General features: G+C 57.4%; 16 protein-coding genes and 2 tRNA genes. 7 read left to right on the forward strand and 11 right to left on the reverse strand.

Going from position 1 to position 18,296, the window contains the following annotated elements; all coding sequences use genetic code 11:
* Nucleotides 1–105: 105 nt before the first annotated feature.
* Nucleotides 106–318 (forward strand): heavy-metal-associated domain-containing protein, encoded by a 213-nt coding sequence (locus tag CAURIC_RS03000; protein ID WP_035115526.1) that lies wholly within the window; start codon nt 106–108, stop codon nt 316–318.
* On the opposite strand, the gene CAURIC_RS03005 is transcribed toward CAURIC_RS03000, so the two are convergent.
* The 7 genes from CAURIC_RS03005 to CAURIC_RS03035 form a co-directional block, all read right to left on the reverse strand.
* A complete protein-coding gene (locus tag CAURIC_RS03005; RefSeq protein ID WP_035115528.1) occupies nt 315–857 on the reverse strand; it encodes a flavin reductase family protein in 543 nt (180 codons plus the stop codon). The genes CAURIC_RS03000 and CAURIC_RS03005 overlap by 4 nt on opposite strands.
* A gap of 211 nt (nt 858–1,068) precedes the next feature.
* A tRNA-His gene (locus tag CAURIC_RS03010) sits at nt 1,069–1,144 on the reverse strand.
* Between the two features lie 95 nt (nt 1,145–1,239).
* A complete protein-coding gene (gene orn, locus CAURIC_RS03015; RefSeq protein WP_035115531.1) occupies nt 1,240–1,887 on the reverse strand; it encodes an oligoribonuclease in 648 nt (215 codons plus the stop codon).
* A 43-nt stretch (nt 1,888–1,930) separates the two neighbouring features.
* Complete coding sequence (gene cmrA / locus CAURIC_RS03020) at nt 1,931–2,779, reverse strand: mycolate reductase (RefSeq protein WP_035115534.1); 849 nt, start codon at nt 2,777–2,779, stop codon at nt 1,931–1,933.
* 311 nt (nt 2,780–3,090) lie between these two features.
* The gene (locus CAURIC_RS03025; RefSeq protein ID WP_052095151.1) at nt 3,091–3,822 is read right to left on the reverse strand and encodes an anti-sigma factor; all 732 of its coding nucleotides are present in this window, start codon (nt 3,820–3,822) and stop codon (nt 3,091–3,093) included.
* The gene (locus tag CAURIC_RS03030) at nt 3,819–4,388 is read right to left on the reverse strand and encodes a sigma-70 family RNA polymerase sigma factor (RefSeq protein ID WP_035115610.1); all 570 of its coding nucleotides are present in this window, start codon (nt 4,386–4,388) and stop codon (nt 3,819–3,821) included. The genes CAURIC_RS03025 and CAURIC_RS03030 overlap by 4 nt, the downstream gene beginning before the upstream one ends.
* Nucleotides 4,389–4,440: 52 nt before the next feature.
* Nucleotides 4,441–4,809, reverse strand: coding sequence for a hypothetical protein (locus CAURIC_RS03035; RefSeq protein WP_035115536.1), 369 nt, complete (start codon nt 4,807–4,809; stop codon nt 4,441–4,443).
* A gap of 264 nt (nt 4,810–5,073) precedes the next feature.
* On the opposite strand from CAURIC_RS03035, the gene CAURIC_RS03040 reads away from it, so the two are divergent.
* Nucleotides 5,074–6,810: a cytochrome c biogenesis protein CcdA gene (locus CAURIC_RS03040; protein ID WP_035115538.1), complete on the forward strand. Its 1,737-nt coding sequence runs from the start codon at nt 5,074–5,076 to the stop codon at nt 6,808–6,810.
* 30 nt (nt 6,811–6,840) lie between these two features.
* Here CAURIC_RS03040 and CAURIC_RS03045 read toward each other — a convergent pair.
* Nucleotides 6,841–6,917, reverse strand: a tRNA-Arg gene (locus CAURIC_RS03045).
* Between the two features lie 164 nt (nt 6,918–7,081).
* Here CAURIC_RS03045 and CAURIC_RS03050 point away from each other — a divergent pair.
* From CAURIC_RS03050 to CAURIC_RS03070, 5 genes are all read left to right on the forward strand, one after another.
* Nucleotides 7,082–9,298 (forward strand): bifunctional copper resistance protein CopD/cytochrome c oxidase assembly protein, encoded by a 2,217-nt coding sequence (locus CAURIC_RS03050; protein ID WP_035115540.1) that lies wholly within the window; start codon nt 7,082–7,084, stop codon nt 9,296–9,298.
* Nucleotides 9,299–9,539: 241 nt separating this feature from the next.
* Entirely contained in the window at nt 9,540–10,079 is a 540-nt protein-coding gene (locus CAURIC_RS03055) for a single-stranded DNA-binding protein (RefSeq protein ID WP_052095152.1), read from the forward strand.
* Between the two features lie 165 nt (nt 10,080–10,244).
* Nucleotides 10,245–11,915 (forward strand): energy-dependent translational throttle protein EttA, encoded by a 1,671-nt coding sequence (gene ettA / locus CAURIC_RS03060; RefSeq protein WP_265914747.1) that lies wholly within the window; start codon nt 10,245–10,247, stop codon nt 11,913–11,915.
* A 353-nt stretch (nt 11,916–12,268) separates the two neighbouring features.
* The gene (locus CAURIC_RS03065) at nt 12,269–12,793 is read left to right on the forward strand and encodes an acyl-CoA thioesterase (RefSeq protein ID WP_035115615.1); all 525 of its coding nucleotides are present in this window, start codon (nt 12,269–12,271) and stop codon (nt 12,791–12,793) included.
* 22 nt (nt 12,794–12,815) lie between these two features.
* A complete protein-coding gene (locus CAURIC_RS03070) occupies nt 12,816–13,688 on the forward strand; it encodes a DUF8185 domain-containing protein (RefSeq protein ID WP_290183287.1) in 873 nt (290 codons plus the stop codon).
* Between the two features lie 568 nt (nt 13,689–14,256).
* Here the strand turns inward: CAURIC_RS03070 and CAURIC_RS03075 are convergent.
* The 3 genes from CAURIC_RS03075 to pepN all read right to left on the reverse strand — a co-directional run bounded on the left by CAURIC_RS03075 (nt 14,257) and on the right by pepN (nt 18,264).
* Nucleotides 14,257–15,042: a TSUP family transporter gene (locus CAURIC_RS03075; protein WP_235700818.1), complete on the reverse strand. Its 786-nt coding sequence runs from the start codon at nt 15,040–15,042 to the stop codon at nt 14,257–14,259.
* A complete protein-coding gene (locus CAURIC_RS03080) occupies nt 15,039–15,473 on the reverse strand; it encodes a globin (protein ID WP_084588235.1) in 435 nt (144 codons plus the stop codon). Before CAURIC_RS03080 ends, CAURIC_RS03075 begins: the two co-directional genes overlap by 4 nt.
* Nucleotides 15,474–15,573: 100 nt before the next feature.
* On the reverse strand, nt 15,574–18,264 hold the full coding sequence (pepN, locus tag CAURIC_RS03085) for an aminopeptidase N (RefSeq protein WP_290183288.1): 2,691 nt from the start codon (nt 18,262–18,264) through the stop codon (nt 15,574–15,576).
* Between the last annotated feature and the right edge of the window lie 32 nt (nt 18,265–18,296).

Here is an 18,296-nt window from a genome sequence, read left to right on the forward strand (position 1 = left end):
GCGAGAGGGTGAGCAGGCGGTCGTACAATGGAGCCGAGTTCGTCACATGCGGCGAGCGATCGTCTGCACAACGCACGAAGCAATCGCGACACAAGGAGGTCCACTATGAGTCAGCTAGTTTTCAAAGTTGAAGGTATGAGTTGCGGTCACTGCGAGGCGGCAGTGCGCGAAGAGGTTTCCAAGATCGCTGGTGTAACCACGATTTCCGTGACTGCGCAGGAAGGATCCCTGCGGGTTGACGAGGATGGCACAGTTGCTCCAGACGCCATCATCGCAGCGGTTGATGAGGCGGGTTACGACGCCACGCAGGTCAGCTAACCCACTTCATCTTTGGACCCCAGCTGAGCGCCGCTGAAGTAATGCCTATCCTTGAAGATCAAGGCGGGGACTTGATGTTCGGGGTCAGCGAGGTTGGGTGCTTGGAGGACGTCCGTTACCTCTGCGGCAATGAGCGTAGATTCACCTGCGCGAGCCGCATCGAGGATATTCACACGCAGGACCGCACGTGAATTCGGCAAGAAAGGTTCGCCAGTCTCGGCTACCTGCCAGCCCTGCTCCTCGCTAAAACGATCTGGCGAGGGTTTGGCGAAGGATTTGGCGACGGAGGATTGGGCGTCGGAAAGAAAATGAACCAGTTGGCTTTCGGAACGCAAGATACGTTCGGCCGAGCCCGTGCGCTTCATGAATGAAAAACTGATGGACAAGGGGTCCAAACTCAGCGATGCCACGCTGGACACGGTGATTCCCACAGGTTCGCCATCGACGGTTGCGGTAATGAGTGCAACGCCTGCGGGATGGCCCCTGAAAATATCGCGGAACGCGGCTTGTTGGTGGGCCGTGGGTTTCGACTGGGACATCGCGTGTGAGCTTCCTCCGTGGTGCTAAATGAACGCGCTGCGGACAGGCGCTTGGATACCACTGTAGCCCTCCCGGGGAGGTTGTACGAGGAGCGCCGGATGAACAAGACGCTGAATGGTAGGAGGAGCGGATGAGGGTTGCGGTGGATGGGGCCAATGCTGCATGAACGAAACCCCGAGTGATTAGAAGGATCAACTCGGGGTTAAAAATTGGGGTGGCTGACGGGACTCGAACCCGCGACACCCAGGATCACAACCTGGTGCTCTACCAGCTGAACTACAGCCACCATGGCATGTTTGATAGCTCTCAAACAGCGAATTTCATGTTAGACCACAATGATGTATTTTCACAAAAACGCTGCTGAGAGCCATTTCAAGGGGATTAAATAGGGTAATTCTCGCTAGCCGTCGCGGCTGCGTTGTGCACTTCTTCGCTTGAGGGGGACTCTGCGGGGAAAAGCGCCGCTCGGTAGTACGCCAGTTCGCGAATGGATTCTTTGATGTCAGCCAGTGCGCGGTGGGCCAGGCCTTTATCAGGCTGCCCGTTGTAGACCCGTGGGTACCAGCGACGCGCCAGTTCCTTGATGCTGGATACGTCGATCATCCGGTAGTGCAAGAACTCGTTGAGGTCCGGCATGTAGCGTGCGATGAAGGTGCGGTCCGTTGCGATCGAATTGCCAGCCAGTGGCGCCGTACGGCTGAGGGGGACGAATCGCTTGATGTACTCGAGCACGTGCTGCTCGGCTTCGGAGACGCTCAATGTGGATTCGCGGATTTGATCCGTTAGCCCAGAGTTGCCATGCATCTTCGACACGAAGCTATCCATCCGGGACAGTTCATCCTCGCTGGCATGTATGACCAGGTCAATGCCTTCATCGAGCAGGTTAAGGTTGGCATCCGTGACGATCGCGGCAATCTCCACCAGCACGTGTTGATCGGGATCCAGCCCCGTCATTTCGCAATCCACCCATACAATGCGATCGTTTTTGGAAATCTGGTTTGGAGTGGTGTGCTCCGACGTGCTGGTCATGGGGGTTTCAAACTCCTTTGGAGAGATGGTGAGGGAGGGGGGACTACTTGGAATTCTGGGCTTTGGAGGCTTGTTCCTTGGCTACCTCTTGGGCCATCTTGGCGTATAACTTGGCCATGACCGGTGCGCTTAGCTTGCGCGGGATATAGGTAGACAAGGTGTTCATGATCTTGGACAGCGGCCCAGGGACGACACGCAATTTATTCGCAGCGAGAGCGTCGAGGGTTTCTACCGCGCAATCCTCGTAGGTTGTCCATACGAAATCAGGAGTGACCCGATCTACACCCGTGCGCTTTTCTTCTTCTTTGCGCGCCTCACGTACTGGTCCTGGTGCCAACAACGTGCACTTCACACCATGTTTCTTCAACTCGTAGTGAAGAGATTCGGTGTAGGTGTTCACCAGGGCCTTGGTACCCACGTACGTGGCATTACCGGGAATTGCCATGTTGCCAGCGGCTGATCCAACGTTGACGATCCCACCTTCCCGGCGGCTGACCATGCCCGGAATGACCGCTGCGGTCAATTCGAAAAGTGCAGTGGCGTTGAGTTCAAACTGAGCGCGCTCGTAACCGTAGTCAAGATCCGCGAAATCGCCGAAGGTTGCGATGCCCGCGGAGTTGATAATGATGTGCACTGGAAGCTTCTGCAGTTCGCTAACGAGTTCGGTGCGGCTTGTGGCGTCGGAAAGATCAACGGAGCGAATTTGTACATCGCGTTCCGGCAGTTGGTCGGCGATTGCCTGCATGGGGCCGGTGGAGCGAGCAACGAGTACAAGATCATGGCCTCGACGTCCCAGTTCCAAAGCCAAGGCTTCACCGATTCCCGAGGACGCGCCGGTGACAACCGCGTAGCTGCCAGGGCGTGGTGAGGGAAGTGAGTGCTCGGACGTCATTGACAATTCTCCTTTAGGTGTAGCCAGCGGGTGGGGCGCCGGTTAGTGATTATGCAAACGTGAACCACCCACTAGGGTACAGCGATCGTGATGAAGGCAAAACGAACGAAAGGAGGGAGCAGCGGTGTGGCGCGGGCGGTGTCCAGGAGAACACAGCGGGTGGTGTCCAGGAGAACACGGCGGGCGGTTCTCCAGGAGAACATGGCGCCGGGCGGTGCTCTGTGGTGGGCAAAACGCCGTAACGTGAAAACGAAAGCGCCCGGCACTGGCTGTGCCGAAAATGGCGCAGCGGCGAGGGGCGAGAATTCGACCTAAGAGACGTCCTCGGAGGACAACATCTGCCCCGATGGGGACTGACTGCCGGTGCCGGGTTCTTCCGTGATGGTGACGCGCATGGTGCCCGCGGGCAGGGGCATCCAGACATCGGAGTGAGGGTTGCGGTCAATCACGCCCGCAGATTTAGCTGTGCCGTCGCTCATGATTGCCCAAACTTGTGCACCCATGCCGTCATCGACGGAAGGGGTGCCTTGGACCATAGCGCCAGCTTTACCCATCGTGTCGCTTGCAACGATCGCGATGGACATTCCGTGGCCATTGATATCTGCGGTGCGGAGGTCTTTTGCCGCCATGATGTCGTGCATTTGGTCCACCCCGGTGGCAGGGCCCGTGGGGGTATGCGATGGGGAAGTGGGTTGTTCTGCCACGGTGTTTTGTTCTGACTGGTTGGTCAGCTGCGGGAGAACCACCATGCTTCCAGCCAGAATCGCTACGGTGGCCGCGGCGAGGAGGATTAACCCTCGACGCGGTTGGGCCTTGAAATCTGGCTGCGGGGTGGGCTCGGTAAAAGTGGGCCCGTTAGGGGTAGGCCCAGTAGATGTGGGCCCGGTTGGGGTGAGTTCGGTCGGGGTGGGTTCACCGGGCGCAATGCCGCCAGGAACCACCCGTGCATCTTCTTCATCAATGTGTTTCATGATGGATGCGAAGAGGTCTTCCGAGGGCTCGAGGGGTTCAGGTGCGCGGTTGAGTGCGTCTTCAGTGTTCACTGGGTGATCCCCCTCTCGGAAAGTAGTGAGGCGAGTCGCTTCATCCCGTTACGCACGCGAGTTTTCGCGGTGCCCAGCGGAATCTGATTTAGTTCGGCGATCTCGTTATGACTTAGGCCTTGATAGTAGGACAAGATGACCGCGGTGCGATTGGGCTCACCGATATCATCGATTGCCTGCCGGATTTCCGCACGCTCAGCTGCAGCTTCTGCGTTATCGGCCGGAGACGCGGGGCCGGGGTTAGCTAGGTTGAGCTCAAAATCGCGATGATCCCTTGCCTGGGAAGCTCGATCAGATCGCAATCGATCGATGGCCCGGGATCGGGTGAGGCGGAGCACCCAGGATTTAGCCCCTCCGCGACCAGCATCAAAATCCCCAGCTTTGCGCCAAATCTCCACGAAGACTTCCTGGGTGACTTCTTCTGCTGCAGCGCGATCGTTGAGGATGTAAAACGCGAGGCCTAAAACATTGCCGCTCAGACGTCGGTAGAGATCTTCGAAGGCGCGTTTATCGCCCCGAGAGACCCGCCCCAAGAGGGCGCTTTCAATCTCGACCGAATCTTTCACGATGATCAATGTTAGACCCTACGCAGTCTGGCACATGGGAAAAGGACTACTTTTACATGCCGTCTTTCATGCCATCCTTCATCTCGCCGGCCTTATCGCCCATCTTGTCGGTCATCTGACCGCCCTCTTTACTCATCTTGTCCTTCATACCATCGGCCTTTTCGCCCATTTTGTCCATGGCATCGGAAGGCTTCATGCTGTCAGAGCCCTCCATCTTGTCACCCTCCATCTTGTCGGAAGGCTTCATGGAACCGGACTCGGACATGGAATCGGAAGGCTGCATCATGGAGCTAGAAGGCGCCATGGAACCCGAGGGCTCCATCTTGGAATCATCTGCACCCTTGTCGTTGCAGGCAGCCAGGCCAACAGCCATGGTGGCGCATGCGGCGATGGTCACGGCTTTTTTAGTGAAACGAGTCATGGGATTTTCCTCCAAAGAAAACGAAATGTTCAAAACGTAATCGTGACAACTGTCGAGCTGCCATTGAAAGCGCGGATAAAGCGCTCTCATACAGCACTACGGAGCAGACGGGCGGGGTGGATTGCAAGAGAGCAAAATTATTTTTCTTTTGTTTTGCGCAATCCAAAAGTGGGGCACGCTCCGAACACCTGACTAGACACGGGCGAATGAATGCCAAAGCGTTAGATCGCCCATCAAGCCGTTGAATCTTTGAAAGGAACCCCCATGGACTTAGTGCTGGTCGGGCTGCTCGGAGGGTTGATCACAGGAATCTCGCCGTGCATTCTCCCTGTACTGCCCATTGTCTTTACAGTCGTGACCTCTCAAGGCCGTAAACCAGTGCCAGTGGTGGCCGGAATAGTGCTCAGCTTTTCCGTTATTACATTGCTGGGGACCAGTCTGCTTTCAGCCCTCGACCTCCCCCATTCCACCATCCGGTGGGTAGGTATCGGCATGCTGGTTATCTTGGGCTTGTCGATGATGATTCCTCCTTTGGGCGACGCCATCGCTAAACCTTTCCTCGCTATCCCCAAGCCCACGTTTTTGCAAAACAAAACGAAGAACAAAGGCGGTTTGGCCGTTGGACTAGCGCTAGGTGCTGTCTACGCACCATGTGCCGGACCAGTTCTCGCGGCAGTTACTGTTGCCGGCGCCACCGGTGAAGTGGGGTGGCCAACCGTCATCCTGACTTTGTCCTTCGCCGTGGGGGCTGCCATCCCCTTGCTGTTTTTCGCCATGGCAGGTGATAAAGCCGGTGATAAAGTTTCCGCGGTGCAGCGCCGGACCAAAGGGTTTTCCGTGGTTTCGGGCCTCATCACCATTGCCCTCGCAGTTGCCCTAGCTTTTGATGCACCGGCGGCATTGCAAAGGACGTTGCCCGACTGGTCCCAGGGACTGCAGGCCAAGTTCAATAATGACGAGCGCGTGCGGGACACGGTCGACTCAGTCCGAGCTGCAGGAGGCGCCGGGAGCACAGGCGGGAATTTGGAAAACTGCCGGGCGTCGGGAAATAAAGGCCTGCAAGAGTGCGGCGAGGCACCCGAGCTAGAAGGGCTAACCGGGTGGTTTAATACCGATAAGCCGGTTGATCTGAAGCAATCCGGCACCGTGAAGTTTGTGGACTTTTGGGCCTATGCGTGCATCAATTGCCAGCGTGCGAATAAGCATGTTACGGCGCTGTATGACCATTATCGCGAAGCCGGATTAACGGTCGTTGGAGTGCATGCGCCGGAATATAGTTTCGAAAGGGACCTAGAAAACGTCAAGGCTGCGGCACGCGAACAAGGAATCCACTATCCGGTCGCGCAGGATAACGACTTTAAGACGTGGCGGAATTACCACAATCAATACTGGCCAGCACATTACCTGGTGGATGGCAAAGGTCATGTTCGCTCCATTCACGAAGGTGAAGGCCAGTATGCGGAAACAGAGCACATGGTGCGAGAACTGCTGAAGGAAGCCAACCCCGATGTGCAGTTGCCGGAACCCCTCAATAACGAGGAAGTAGCTACCGTTCAAGATCGCAATCCCGAGACCTATCTGGGATATGAACGCGCCGAGTATTTCGCTAATTCGAAACAGGAATACCGCAAGGGAACACGCACTTTTACTGCAGTGCCAAACTTGGAGTTTCCCAACTACACATTGGAAGGGGAGTGGACTATCGGCCCCGATTTCATCCGAGCAGGTAAGGCTGCGAAATTACGATTGAATTACCGCGCCGGGTTGGTACAGATAGTGGCCTCTGGAGGGGAAGGGGCCGGCCAGGCAGGGCAATCGAGCGGAGCCGCGGGCGGGAAATCTGGACGCGCGGGGATCACCGTAGATGGAGTGCAACACAACTTGCCGGCCACGCCTGGCACGATCGATATCGCCGGAAAGCCTGGAGGGGAGAAGCGGGAAGGTGTGTTGGAGATCGATGTGGCCCCTGGAGTGGTGCTGCATTCGATGACGTTCGGGTAGAAGCACGAAGTACCTGGTGCCCGAAAGACCTGGTGCCCCCGGCAGGACTCGAACCCGCGACACAAGGGGTAGAAACCCTCTGCTCTAATCCGCTGAGCTACGGAGGCTGACAAGTTCTGTCCCTCACGTATCGGAACAGAACGCTACTTAGATTAACCCACCAGCTCCCTCTATGGCGGAGGGAGGTCGGGCTAAGCCAGCCAGTGGTTAGTGCTGTTACCCGCGTCTCAAGAAATCGGAATTCGCGCGTTACGGCGGTAATGTCAGGGGCATGTCTGAGACTGGCAATGCGACTTCATCTACAACGACGGGCGCGGAAGAATCGTCGACTCGCGACTTGGTGGATAAGAACACCGCTGCCAAGAAGCGTACCTCCGCTAAGCCCACGCTGTTTTACGTGGTGGCGGCAGTTGTCGCCGGCATCGTCGGCGCCGCGATCGGGTATAGCTTTCTGGGGGAATCCCTAGCGATTCTCGGTATTCCAGATCCCGGAGAGCTCACGACCATCGGGTTGCCGTTTGTGCGCTCGGCCGTGACGTTGGTGGCGTTCCTGGGGATTGGCTCGTTCATGATGGCCGCGTTCGGGGCGCCGCCTCGTAAGGACGGCTACCTGGACCTTGACGGGTACAAGGCCTCGCGAACAGGCACGTGGTCCATGGTCGTGTGGGGTTTGGGTGCGCTGGCTCTAGTACCGCTGTACTTATCGGATGTGTCTGGCCAGCCGCTGTCGGTCGCGGTGGATCCCACTTTCTGGGAAACTGCCCTGTCCCAGGTCAGTGCCGCTCGCGTGTGGTTATGGGTCGCGGCGTTTGCCTTCGTTGTGGCCATTTTCTCTGCCACAACGCGCAAGTGGATTTGGCAGCCGGTTTATTTTGCCATCTCGATTCTTTCGCTCATTCCCCTCGGCTTGGAAGGGCACTCCGCCAGCGGTGGCAACCATGACTATGGTGTGAATTCCTTGTTGTGGCACCTCGTCCTCACGGCGGTGTGGGTTGGTGGTCTGATGGCCTTGGTTGCCCATGCTAAACGTCGGGGCGAGCACCTCGCTGTCATTGTGGAGCGTTATAGCTTTATCGCGTTGTGCGCAATCATCGGCATTGCTATCTCTGGGCTTATCAATGCGGCTATCCGCCTGAAATTCTCTGAGTGGTTCACCACTCAATATGGGCTGGTTATCACGGCGAAGGCTGTCCTTACAATTGTTTTGGCCTACTGTGGTTGGTTACATCGTCGCAAGGTTATTCCTTTACTTCAGGCTGCAGAGGCCAAGGGTGATCGCACATCTATTTCCGACGCCCAGCGCCGTCCCTTCATCCGCCTTGCCCTGGTTGAAGTGTTGATCATGGCTGCGACCATCGGGGTGGCAGTGTCCCTGTCCCGCATCCCACCTCCGATTGAGCTGCAGCTAGATCTCACTCCCCAAGACCTGTTGCTGGGCTTCCGTTTAGAGGAGCCGCCGAGCGTGGCGAATTACTTCACCATGTTCCGTTTGGATTTGGTGTTTGGCGTGGGGGCGTTGATCCTGCAGTGGATCTACACGTGGGCCTGGTTGTCTTTGAAAAAGCGTGGCATTGATTGGCCACTGTCCCGGTTGTTCTGGTGGACGTTAGGCAATGCGACTTTGTTCTGGGCTACGTCCTCGGGATTGGGCATGTACTCCATGGCGATGTTCTCCCCACACATGCTGCAGCACATGATTTTGTCGATGGCGGTTCCCGTGTTTTGGGTTTTGGGTGGGCCCATGACGTTGCTGCTGCGTGCGCTGCCACCGGCGGGACGCAACGGTGTGCCGGGGCCACGCGAGTGGCTGGTGGTGTTCATTAACAATCCCGTCTCGCGGTTCCTCACCAACCCCATTGTGGCCGGTATTCAGTTCGTGATCGGGTTCTACTACCTGTATTTGTCCTCCCTGTTCAACGTCATCGGCGACAATCACGGTGGCCACTTGTTCATGATGATTCACTTCATCATTTCCGGTTACATCTTTTACTGGGTGATCATCGGTGTGGATGCGGCGCCGCGCCAGCTCAGCCCATTCATTAAGATGTTGACGTTGTTTGCCGTCGTGGTATTCCACGCGTGGTTTGGTATCGCGATGATGCAAATGGCCACCCCTTTGAATCTGGAGTTCTACAAGCAACTGGACTTCCCATTCCCCGTGGATTTCGCGGAAGAACAGAATAAGGGCGGTGGAATTGCGTGGGCTCTGGGTGAGATCCCGTTGCTGGTGGTTACCGCTGCTCACGGTGTGCAGTGGATGCGCACCGATCGCAAGGAAGCCGCGCGCCATGACCGCCGTGAAGAGCGGACTGGTGGGGAAGAACTGGAGGCGTACAACGCCATGTTGCAGGGGCTTGCGGAGGGTCGTGGTGATTTTGGTAACGCGGAATACTACAGCGCGGACTACCACGATCAAGAAGTCCAGGGGGCTCTGCACACCAAGCGCCATCCTGCGAAGAAGCGCGGTCAGGTGGATAAGAACGAGTAGGGCGCTGCCTGGGCAGAAGTGCGGCCGGGTTGATTGAACCGAGTGTATTGGCACGCCACGCCGGTACGCGCCCCCATGTCAAGGCCTAGGTAGTGGACTGTGGATAAGCCGGCGGTTCACCGTAGTTATGCACAGCAGGGCGTCGAGAAAAATGGCATGAGCACGTGATTGTGGCAACGTCGGAGTCAAACACTGGGGGACAAGCCCTCGGTGGGGACGAAAGGGAAAACACGTGTTTAATATGGCGACCGTTCATTTGGCAGGGCGGCTCACGAGGGAGCCGGAACTCAAATTTAGGAATTCAGCCAACGGGCGCACGTTGGTGCTACTCAACCTCGCACTGAATCACCGCTACCAAGATGCTAATGGTAACTGGTCGGAAGGCGAGCCAACCTTTGTCGAGGTGCAGTGCTGGGGGAAGTTAGCGAACAACGTGCTGGACTGCATGGGCAAGGGAATGTCGGTCCTGGTAATTGGCCGGTTGATCCAGAGCAATTGGGAAGCCGAGTTGAATGGCGAAAAGGTCAAGCGTTCGGTACTGCGCGTGAAGGCCAGCCACGTGGGGCCTGATCTGAATTGGCAGCGAGCGAAAGCGATCAAGGATGAGGATTTCGGGGAGTTTGAAGCCCGTGGTACGGAAACCGCGCGAGCCGCAGAGAAAGCAGCGGGTGGCAGCGAAGACAACGAGGAGCGTGAATTGGTTGGCGCGGGCGTGGGAGCCCAATCCGGTAACTCGTTGGGGGGAAATGAGGAGGACAATAGCTCGAAGCCACCATTCTAGAAGCGGCAGGTCCCGCAACCAGGTCGCAAAGTGGGATGGACCCCTGTGACCACGTACACTGAGGGGCATGCGTGGTAGTCGCCGGCGTTAACCTCGGCGGCTTCCACATCGATAATTTCAGTGACGTGAGAAATCTATACCGGAAAGGTCGGAGACGAGTTCACAGTGGGCGAGTTCATCTACACCATGAAGAACGTGCGCAAGGCGCACGGCGAGAAGGTCATTCTCGATAACGTGACCATGGCGTTCTACCCGGGCGCCAAGATCGGCGTGGTCGGTCCTAACGGTGCCGGTAAGTCCTCTATTTTGAAGATCATGGCTGGTATCGATCAGCCTTCGAATGGTGAGGCGTTCCTCGACCCCGGTGCTACCGTTGGCATCCTGCAGCAGGAGCCACCTTTGAATGAGGAGAAGACCGTTCGCGAGAATGTCGAAGAGGGCATGGGCGAGATCTTCCAGGTTCGTCAGCGTTACGAGGCGATCGCCGAGGAAATGGCGACCAACTACACGGACGAGCTCATGGAGGAAATGACCCAGTTGCAGGAGCAGATTGATGCTGCCGATGCGTGGGAACTGGATTCCAAGATTGAGCAGGCCATGGAGGCGTTGCGTTGCCCGCCATCCGATGAGCCAGTGACACACTTGTCTGGTGGTGAGCGCCGCCGCGTAGCATTGGCGAAATTGCTGCTCAGCGAGCCAGATTTGCTGCTGCTCGACGAGCCTACTAACCACTTGGATGCGGAGTCCGTGCTGTGGCTGGAGCAGCACCTGGCGAACTACAACGGCGCTGTTTTGGCCGTGACTCACGACCGTTACTTCCTGGATCACGTGGCCCAGTGGATTTGTGAGGTCGACCGCGGCAAGCTGTACCCATACGAGGGTAACTACTCCACTTACTTAGAGACCAAGGCCAAGCGTCTCGAGGTTGCAGGTAAGAAGGACCAGAAGCTGCAGAAGCGCTTGAAGGAAGAGCTGGCCTGGGTGCGCTCCGGTGCCAAGGCCCGTCAGGCGAAGAACAAGGCTCGTCTGCAGCGCTATGAAGAGATGGCTGCGGAGGCGGAACAGTACAAGAAGCTTGATTTCGAGGAAATTCAGATTCCAACCCCACCGCGCCTGGGTAATCAAGTTGTTGAGGTTAAGGATCTGCAGAAAGGCTTTGATGGCCGCGTGCTCATCAAGGACTTGTCCTTCACCCTGCCTCGTAACGGCATCGTGGGTGTGATTGGCCCTAACGGCGTGGGTAAGACCACCCTGTTCAAGACCATCGTCGGTCTAGAAGAGCCCGACGCAGGTGAGGTCAAGATTGGCCAGACCGTGCAGCTCAGCTACGTTGACCAGAACCGCGCGAACATTGATCCAGAGAAAACCGTGTGGGAAGTTGTGTCCGACGGCTTAGATTACATTCACGTGGGTCAGAACGAAATGCCATCCCGTGCGTACCTGTCCGCCTTCGGATTCAAAGGGCCGGATCAGCAGAAGCCATCCAAGGTCCTATCCGGTGGTGAGCGCAACCGCCTAAACTTGGCGCTGACCCTGAAGCAGGGCGGAAACCTGATCCTGCTGGATGAGCCGACTAACGACCTGGATGTGGAAACCCTGTCCAGCTTGGAAAACGCGCTGCAGAACTTCCCGGGCTGCGCCGTTGTGATCTCCCACGACCGCTGGTTCTTGGATCGCACTTGTACCCACATTCTCGCGTGGGAGGGCAATGTTGCCGAGGGGCAATGGTACTGGTTCGAGGGTAACTTTGAGGATTACGAGAAGAACAAGGTCGATCGCTTGGGTGCCGAGGCCGCTCGTCCGCACCGCGTTACGCACCGTAAGCTGACGCGCTAGGTTCCGCCGGTGCACGCCCCCCCCCGTGGGGGAGCATGGTTCTGCGAGGGATCGTCGGCTGCTTCGTGTAGTGGTAGCTGCCTTCGAGAAACCCCGGTTGGTTCATCCGCTTTCGCTGGCCGTTCTTGGGGAACCGCCGACGGTCTCAACCCATGTTCTGGCCGGCTCCGCCGTAGTGTCGGCTTAACCAATTCCCGTGACTGGGCACTGAAAAAGTGTAAGAGTCGCGGGAATTTTTCATGGGTTGTGCATGTAACTTCTTTACCACCAGCCCCGATTGCTACAATGTACGTTCCGTATGGAATCCTTTTAACTTCGACAACAAACTTACAATCGAAGGGGACTGGCAAGCGATGCCTTTTATTCTGAATAAGAAGACCGATACTCGCTGGCATACGTGCCATCGGGAACTCCGTTGGACTGATTTTGATCAATACCAGCATGTTAATAACGCCAAGTATCTTGAATTCGCCCAAGATGCGCGCATGGTTTTTCTCAAGGACGTTCTGCTGGAGATGGATATTGCCGTTCCACCGTTCTTCGTTCGCCACACGACGATCGATTACCCCCGCCCGTTGTCTCCGGGTGAATCTGAGGTCGCAGTGAGCTCATTTTTCACCAGTCTGGGAACCCGTTCCTGCGTTATGCGCCAGCAGATCAAGGATTCGCTTGGCCGTGTTGCGTCCACGATTGATACCGTCATGGTGGGCATCGACGTGATGACCGGAAAATCTCGCGAGTGGTCGGAGCAGGACCTGAAGAACATGGGGTTGTTCTTAATTCCGGTTTCCGATGACGAGGAATCGAACTCCTCCGAAACCTCTGCTCGCGAACGCAATCGCACCCGTCCTGTGGAGAAGGCTAACAACGCTTCCTAAGTGCCCACCTATAGTGGGGTTTATGGAAATTCGTCTCGTTGTCCCTGATCTCGTTCATGCCAGTACCGCTAAGCAATGGCAAGCCGCTGCGCGCCGAACTAGCCAAGTCGCAGACCGGGTGCTGGCTATGGATCCGGATGCTTTGGCGCGGCTGCGGCAGGTTGACGGGGCGGTTGATTTTTTCTTTTCGACGCCCACGACCACCATTTACATGCAGCGCATCCCTGGCACTTTGGTCGGTAGCGACGACGCGGTGGTTCGGGCTCGTGAAATCAGGGAAGCACTGGGATCCTACCTTTCAAGATTCGTCCCCCCACGGGGTCGATCGGAACGGGGCGCCACACTGAGCCAGACTGAACCGGGTACGCCACGGGGTCGATCGGAACGGGGTGCCACACTGAGTCAGACTGAACCGGGTACGCCACGGGGTCGATCGGAACGGGGCGCCACACTGATTCAGACTGAACCGGGTACGCCAGGTCAGGACTTACCGCAGGAACTTACCTTGGGCGCGGATTGTTCGTTGCTGTGGCGGGGTGCGCTGCCGCCTGCAACGGGATACACCCTGATTGACACCCCACCGGGGTCTGTGTTGCGTGAGTTATACCAAGCGATGGTGGCAGAAAATCGCGAGCACTCAGGTCCCGCGGGGATTGCGCGCTCCCTCCTTGATCAGGAGCTCATGGAGGTGAGCTCTGATTCGGCGCAGGTGAGTATTACCGGTCGGATGATGGCAACGATGGGAGCGTTGGGTTTGGCACCAGAACCTGTGAATCCCGCGATGAAATCCTACGACTACGCACGAGTGAGTGCCCACGCTTCGTGGATTCGAGTGGATGGCGTAGGCGGCACCCTTTATGCGCCCCGACCAGGGGGGCTCGCGCGGGTGCCATGATTCTCTCGACGAAGCTGATCTGCTCGTTCCCGTGATCAGATCGCCATCTCCGGTGTCACTGGGTGCTGGATTAGCAGATTGAGATGACGTTGTGGCCACGTTTGTTGGGCTTTTCGTTCTGCTTCGTTGACATGGGGTTGGTGTGGGTCCTGCCGTTGGTTCTGTATTTTTGGTGCTGTCTGGGTGCTGGATTAGCAGAATGAAATGACGTTGTGAGCACGTTTTTAGGGCTTTTCGTTCTGCTTCGTTGACATGGGATCGGGCGTCGACCTCAGGAGGGGCTTGGCCACGGCAAAGTGCGCAGTCGGAACTCATGAGCTCCCAACCCCTAGCTCGAACCACGTGGGGCATGCGCGGCGGGGGCGGCGGATCTCGCACTGTCAACCAGGCTCCGGCTTGGATGGCGGGGACGGCGGATCCCGCACTATCCACTAGGCTCCGACGTGGATGGCGGGGACGGCGGATCCCGCACTGTCAACCAGGCTCCGGTTTGGGCGGCGGATCTCGCACTATCCACTAGGCTCCGGCGTGGATGGCGGATCCCGCACCGCAAGGAGGCAACAGACAGCTAACCGTTGAAAAGGTCGTACGTTAGTTTCCCAGCCATCGCCACCACCACGATCAGCAGCATGATTCGAATGAAGCCCGTTCCACGCGAAATCACCAGCCGCGCTCCGGCTACCGATCCGCAGATATTTGCTATCGCAAGGACAAATCCCAGCAGCCACATGATATTCCCGGTAGCCGCCAATACGCAGAGGGCGCCAACATTGGTGGAAACATTGATGACCTTGGTCATTGCAACCGATTCTAAAAATGATCGGCTGAGAAGCGCCGTTAAGCTGATAATGAGGAACGTCCCTGTTCCCGGACCGAAGAACCCGTCGTAGGCGGAAATTAACCCGATCACCATCAGTGCTAGGAACCAGCGCCGGCGCGAGATGGCCTTGCGCTGCGTAATCGCGGAGCTTTCGCCAAAGGAGGGTTTCAACGCCACGTAGGTTCCCACGGCAAGCAATAAAACGATGATGATGGGCCGCAGTATCGCACTGTTGACCACGGAAACCATCAACGCGCCGCCCGCTGAACACGCCAGCGCCAGTGGAACAGCCCATGTCAGGAGGGATTTATCCACCTTCACTCGTCGCAGAAACGAGATCGCCGCGGTTGATGTACCGCTGACGGATGCCACTTTATTGGTGGCGATGATGCTGGGCTCGGGCACCGTGGGAAGCGCAATCATCAACAAGGGAATGAGGATCAGGCCACCACCACCAACGATGGCATCTACCAATCCCGCACTGAAAGCCCCCGCAACGAGGGCCCCAATGACGGGAGGAGCGGTGTCCATCATTGGGCGTTAGGCTCTCGTGGGGATCCTTTCGACAAATCGGGGTGCCCGCTGGGCGCGTTAATCAGCATGTTTGCAACTCGTTCCATGTGATCCCACATGGCTGCTCGGTGCGCATCTGGCAAAGTGTCCTCATCGACAGTCGCCATAGCCTTGGACATCAGTTCCAACCACCGATCCCGCGCGGCCTCATCAATGTGGAAACGGGCATGTCGCATGCGCAACCGAGGATGGCCACGCTGGATGTTGAACTCTTGCGGGCCACCCCAGTATTGTGCGAGGAACCACCGCAGTCGATCCTCAGCACCTTCTAGATCGTCAGCGGGGTACATGGGCCCTAGGATGTCGTCGGCGGGCACTTGCTTGTAGAACTCGTGTACAACCTTGCGGAAGGTTTCCTCCCCGCCGACTGCCTCGTAGAAATTCGCGCTCACTGCCTACCTCTCTGTTCGCATGCGTGCCAGCGCCCCTTTATCTGACGCCACCCTGATCCCCACCGATCGCATCTTTCAGTGGGAGCTGGACGCGACCGTGTTAGGACTGGTCGTATACCACCGCGGTCTTACGGCGAGCGACGATATCGCGTCCCTCGCGGAGGGGGCGACGCAAACCGACCGGGGTGCTGTCCTTTTCAATCATATCGGCAATCACGGTGTCCGTTTCTTCGCTGGTATCCCAGGTGGGGTAGATGCCCTCCAGGGTGCGCAGCGCCATCTCCGGGGACAGTGCGTTCCACAGCGACGGGGCGACTTCGGCGTACTTCAAGCCAAAGCCGTCCAAGAGGTCGCGCTGGCCGACGTGGTAGAACCCAGCCATGAGGTGGCGCAGTTCTAGGTTGGAGCGCTCTGGTCCGTGGACGGTGATTTCCTCCCATACCTTCTGCTTCGTCTCTACCGTGGGGATGACGGAGCGCGCTTGGAGCGCCCGCATTGCACCGGTGCTGGAGGAATCCGTCTTCTGTTCAGCTTCGATGCGTGCGGTGAGCGTCGGTTCCGGTTCGTTCGTGATACGGGCCGCGCCGGTCAACGCGATGATGAAGGCCCAGCGAAGATCCTGGTCCACATCGAGGCCCGTGATGCCCGTAGGGGCGTCGGTTTCACCCAAAAGGGCCCGCAGGATTTCGGCAGATTCGGCAGACTGTAGACAACCGGCGAATGCGCGAGCGAAGGCGAGCTGGGCTGCTCCGGTGGTGGTGCGTACGCCCTCAAGGTAGGCATCGCGAAGCATGGCCCATCCGGTGCTGTCGGCCCACGCGGGATCAGCGTATGAGTCAACGGCGGAGCGCCCTTGCAGCAAAATCTGTTCTAATACTGCCATCTCGGTTTCAGCCACACATCCGCGAGCCACTAAGGCAACGAAATCGCGAGCCTTCATCTGGGCATTGCGGGTCATCTGCCACGCAGCGGACCACACGAGAGAACGTGCCATAGGGTCCCCGATCTTGTCGATGTTTTCCGTGGCGGTACTCAGCGACTTTTCGTCCAGCGACATGAAGGCATAGGTCAGATCGTTGTCGTTTACTAATATGAGATCGCCCTCGTTGGCCCCAACCAGGTCTGCAATTTCGGTCTCAGGCCCCTCAATGTCCAGCTCCGTCTTGTGGGTGCGAACCAGCTGGCCAGAGTTGAAGGCGTAGACACCCACCGCGATGCGGTGGGTGCGAGTCTCGCCAGCGCCTGGTTCTGCACCCTGCTGTGTCACGGCAAAGCTGGTGTACTTACCGTCATTGACCTGGAACTTCGGCGCCAGCGTGTTGATGCCTGTGGTCTTGAGCCATTGGTCGGCCCAACTGGAGAGGTCACGGCCACTGGCTTTTTCGAGGGCTCCAAGAAGGTCATCAAAGGTGGCATTTGACCATGCATGCGCAGCAAAGTGGGAGCGAAGGCCGGAAAGGAATGGTTCCAAGCCCACGTACGCAGACAGCTGCTTCAATACACTTGCGCCCTTGGCGTACGTAATTCCATCGAAGTTGGCGTCTACCGTCACGATGTCCGAAGCGTCCGAGAAAACGGGGTGCGTGGAGGATAGCTGGTCTTGGCCGTAGGCCCATGCTTTTTCTTTGTTGGCGAAAGTCACCCACGCGGTTTTAAATTTCGTGGCCCCGGCTTGGCTCATGGCAGCGGACCAGGTTGCAAAGGACTCGTTGAGCCACAGGTCGTCCCACCACTGCATGGTGACAAGGTCGCCGAACCACATGTGCGCCATCTCGTGCAAAATTGTGTCCGCACGACGTTCGTATTCGTAGTGGGAGGCTGCGCTACGGAAAATGTATTCGTCGCGGAACGTCACCGCACCGGCGTTTTCCATCGCGCCCATGTTGTATTCGGGGCAGAAGATCTGGTCGTACTTGTAGAACGGGTAGCCCACACCAAAGTGCTCGGAATACCAGTCGAAGCCTTGCTTGGTGATTTTCAGCAACTCGTCAACATCCATGTACTCCGCCAATGACTGGCGACAGTACAGACCGAGGGGCACGGTGATATCGCCGGATGTCTGCAAAGGAGCACGCTTGGTTGCTTCGGCAATGGCCTCCTGGGACATTTCGGGGTGTTCCGTGATGGTGCCGGTCCATTCGTCTCGAACCTCGTACCACGGGCCGACGCACAGGGCGACTAGGTAGGTGGACAGAGGGTAGTCGACGGTGGCGCGGTGGATACGGTGGCCGTTACTGCCGTCTTCTGCATTTCGGTCATCCACGCTGACCACATTGTTGGTGACGACAGTCCACGTGGAAGGTGTAGTAACAGTGATGTCGTAGGTGGCCTTGATGTCTGGCTGATCGAAACAGGCGAAAACGCGCTTGGCATCTGCAGTCTCGAACTGGGTGTACATGTACACCTCGCCATCTGCGGGGTCACGGAACCGGTGCAGGCCTTCACCGGTAGCAGAGTAGACAGCATCGGCTTCCACGACTAAGGAGTGAGAACCAGTCGTGAGGTTGTGGAGCTGGATGCCTTGTTCTTCGTCGTAGGAACCGTTCTTCAACGGCACAGCGGTCTGGGTAATATCTTCCCCATCCAATTCCACCTTGCTGACGGAAGCGGCCCGTAGGTCCACAAAGGTGGAGCCAGATTCCGAGCTAAAGGTGATGGTGGTCTGAGAGGGGAACGTTTTTCGGTCGATATTGGCACCCTCGGTGAGGTCAACGTTGAAGCTGTAGCTCACGTTCGAAATGAGTCGGGCGCGGTTAGCGGCCTCGGTGCGTGTGAGGTTTGTAGAAGTCATGCGACCAACCTTAGTAACCGAGCGCGACAACG

This window comes from Corynebacterium auriscanis, from assembly GCF_030408435.1.
In the GTDB taxonomy this organism is placed as follows: Bacteria; Actinomycetota; Actinomycetes; order Mycobacteriales; family Mycobacteriaceae; genus Corynebacterium; species Corynebacterium auriscanis.

Coding starts and splice junctions, on each gene's coding strand:
- CAURIC_RS03000 (WP_035115526.1), top strand. CDS start 106: ATGAGTCAGCTAGTTTTCAAAGTTGAAGGTATGAGTTGCGGTCACTGC.
- CAURIC_RS03005 (WP_035115528.1), bottom strand. CDS start 857: ATGTCCCAGTCGAAACCCACGGCCCACCAACAAGCCGCGTTCCGCGAT.
- orn (WP_035115531.1), bottom strand. CDS start 1,887: ATGACCAGCACGTCGGAGCACACCACTCCAAACCAGATTTCCAAAAAC.
- cmrA (WP_035115534.1), bottom strand. CDS start 2,779: ATGACGTCCGAGCACTCACTTCCCTCACCACGCCCTGGCAGCTACGCG.
- CAURIC_RS03035 (WP_035115536.1), bottom strand. CDS start 4,809: ATGACTCGTTTCACTAAAAAAGCCGTGACCATCGCCGCATGCGCCACC.
- CAURIC_RS03040 (WP_035115538.1), top strand. CDS start 5,074: ATGGACTTAGTGCTGGTCGGGCTGCTCGGAGGGTTGATCACAGGAATC.
- CAURIC_RS03050 (WP_035115540.1), top strand. CDS start 7,082: ATGTCTGAGACTGGCAATGCGACTTCATCTACAACGACGGGCGCGGAA.
- CAURIC_RS03055 (WP_052095152.1), top strand. CDS start 9,540: ATGGCGACCGTTCATTTGGCAGGGCGGCTCACGAGGGAGCCGGAACTC.
- CAURIC_RS03065 (WP_035115615.1), top strand. CDS start 12,269: ATGCCTTTTATTCTGAATAAGAAGACCGATACTCGCTGGCATACGTGC.
- CAURIC_RS03070 (WP_290183287.1), top strand. CDS start 12,816: ATGGAAATTCGTCTCGTTGTCCCTGATCTCGTTCATGCCAGTACCGCT.
- CAURIC_RS03075 (WP_235700818.1), bottom strand. CDS start 15,042: ATGATGGACACCGCTCCTCCCGTCATTGGGGCCCTCGTTGCGGGGGCT.
- pepN (WP_290183288.1), bottom strand. CDS start 18,264: ATGACTTCTACAAACCTCACACGCACCGAGGCCGCTAACCGCGCCCGA.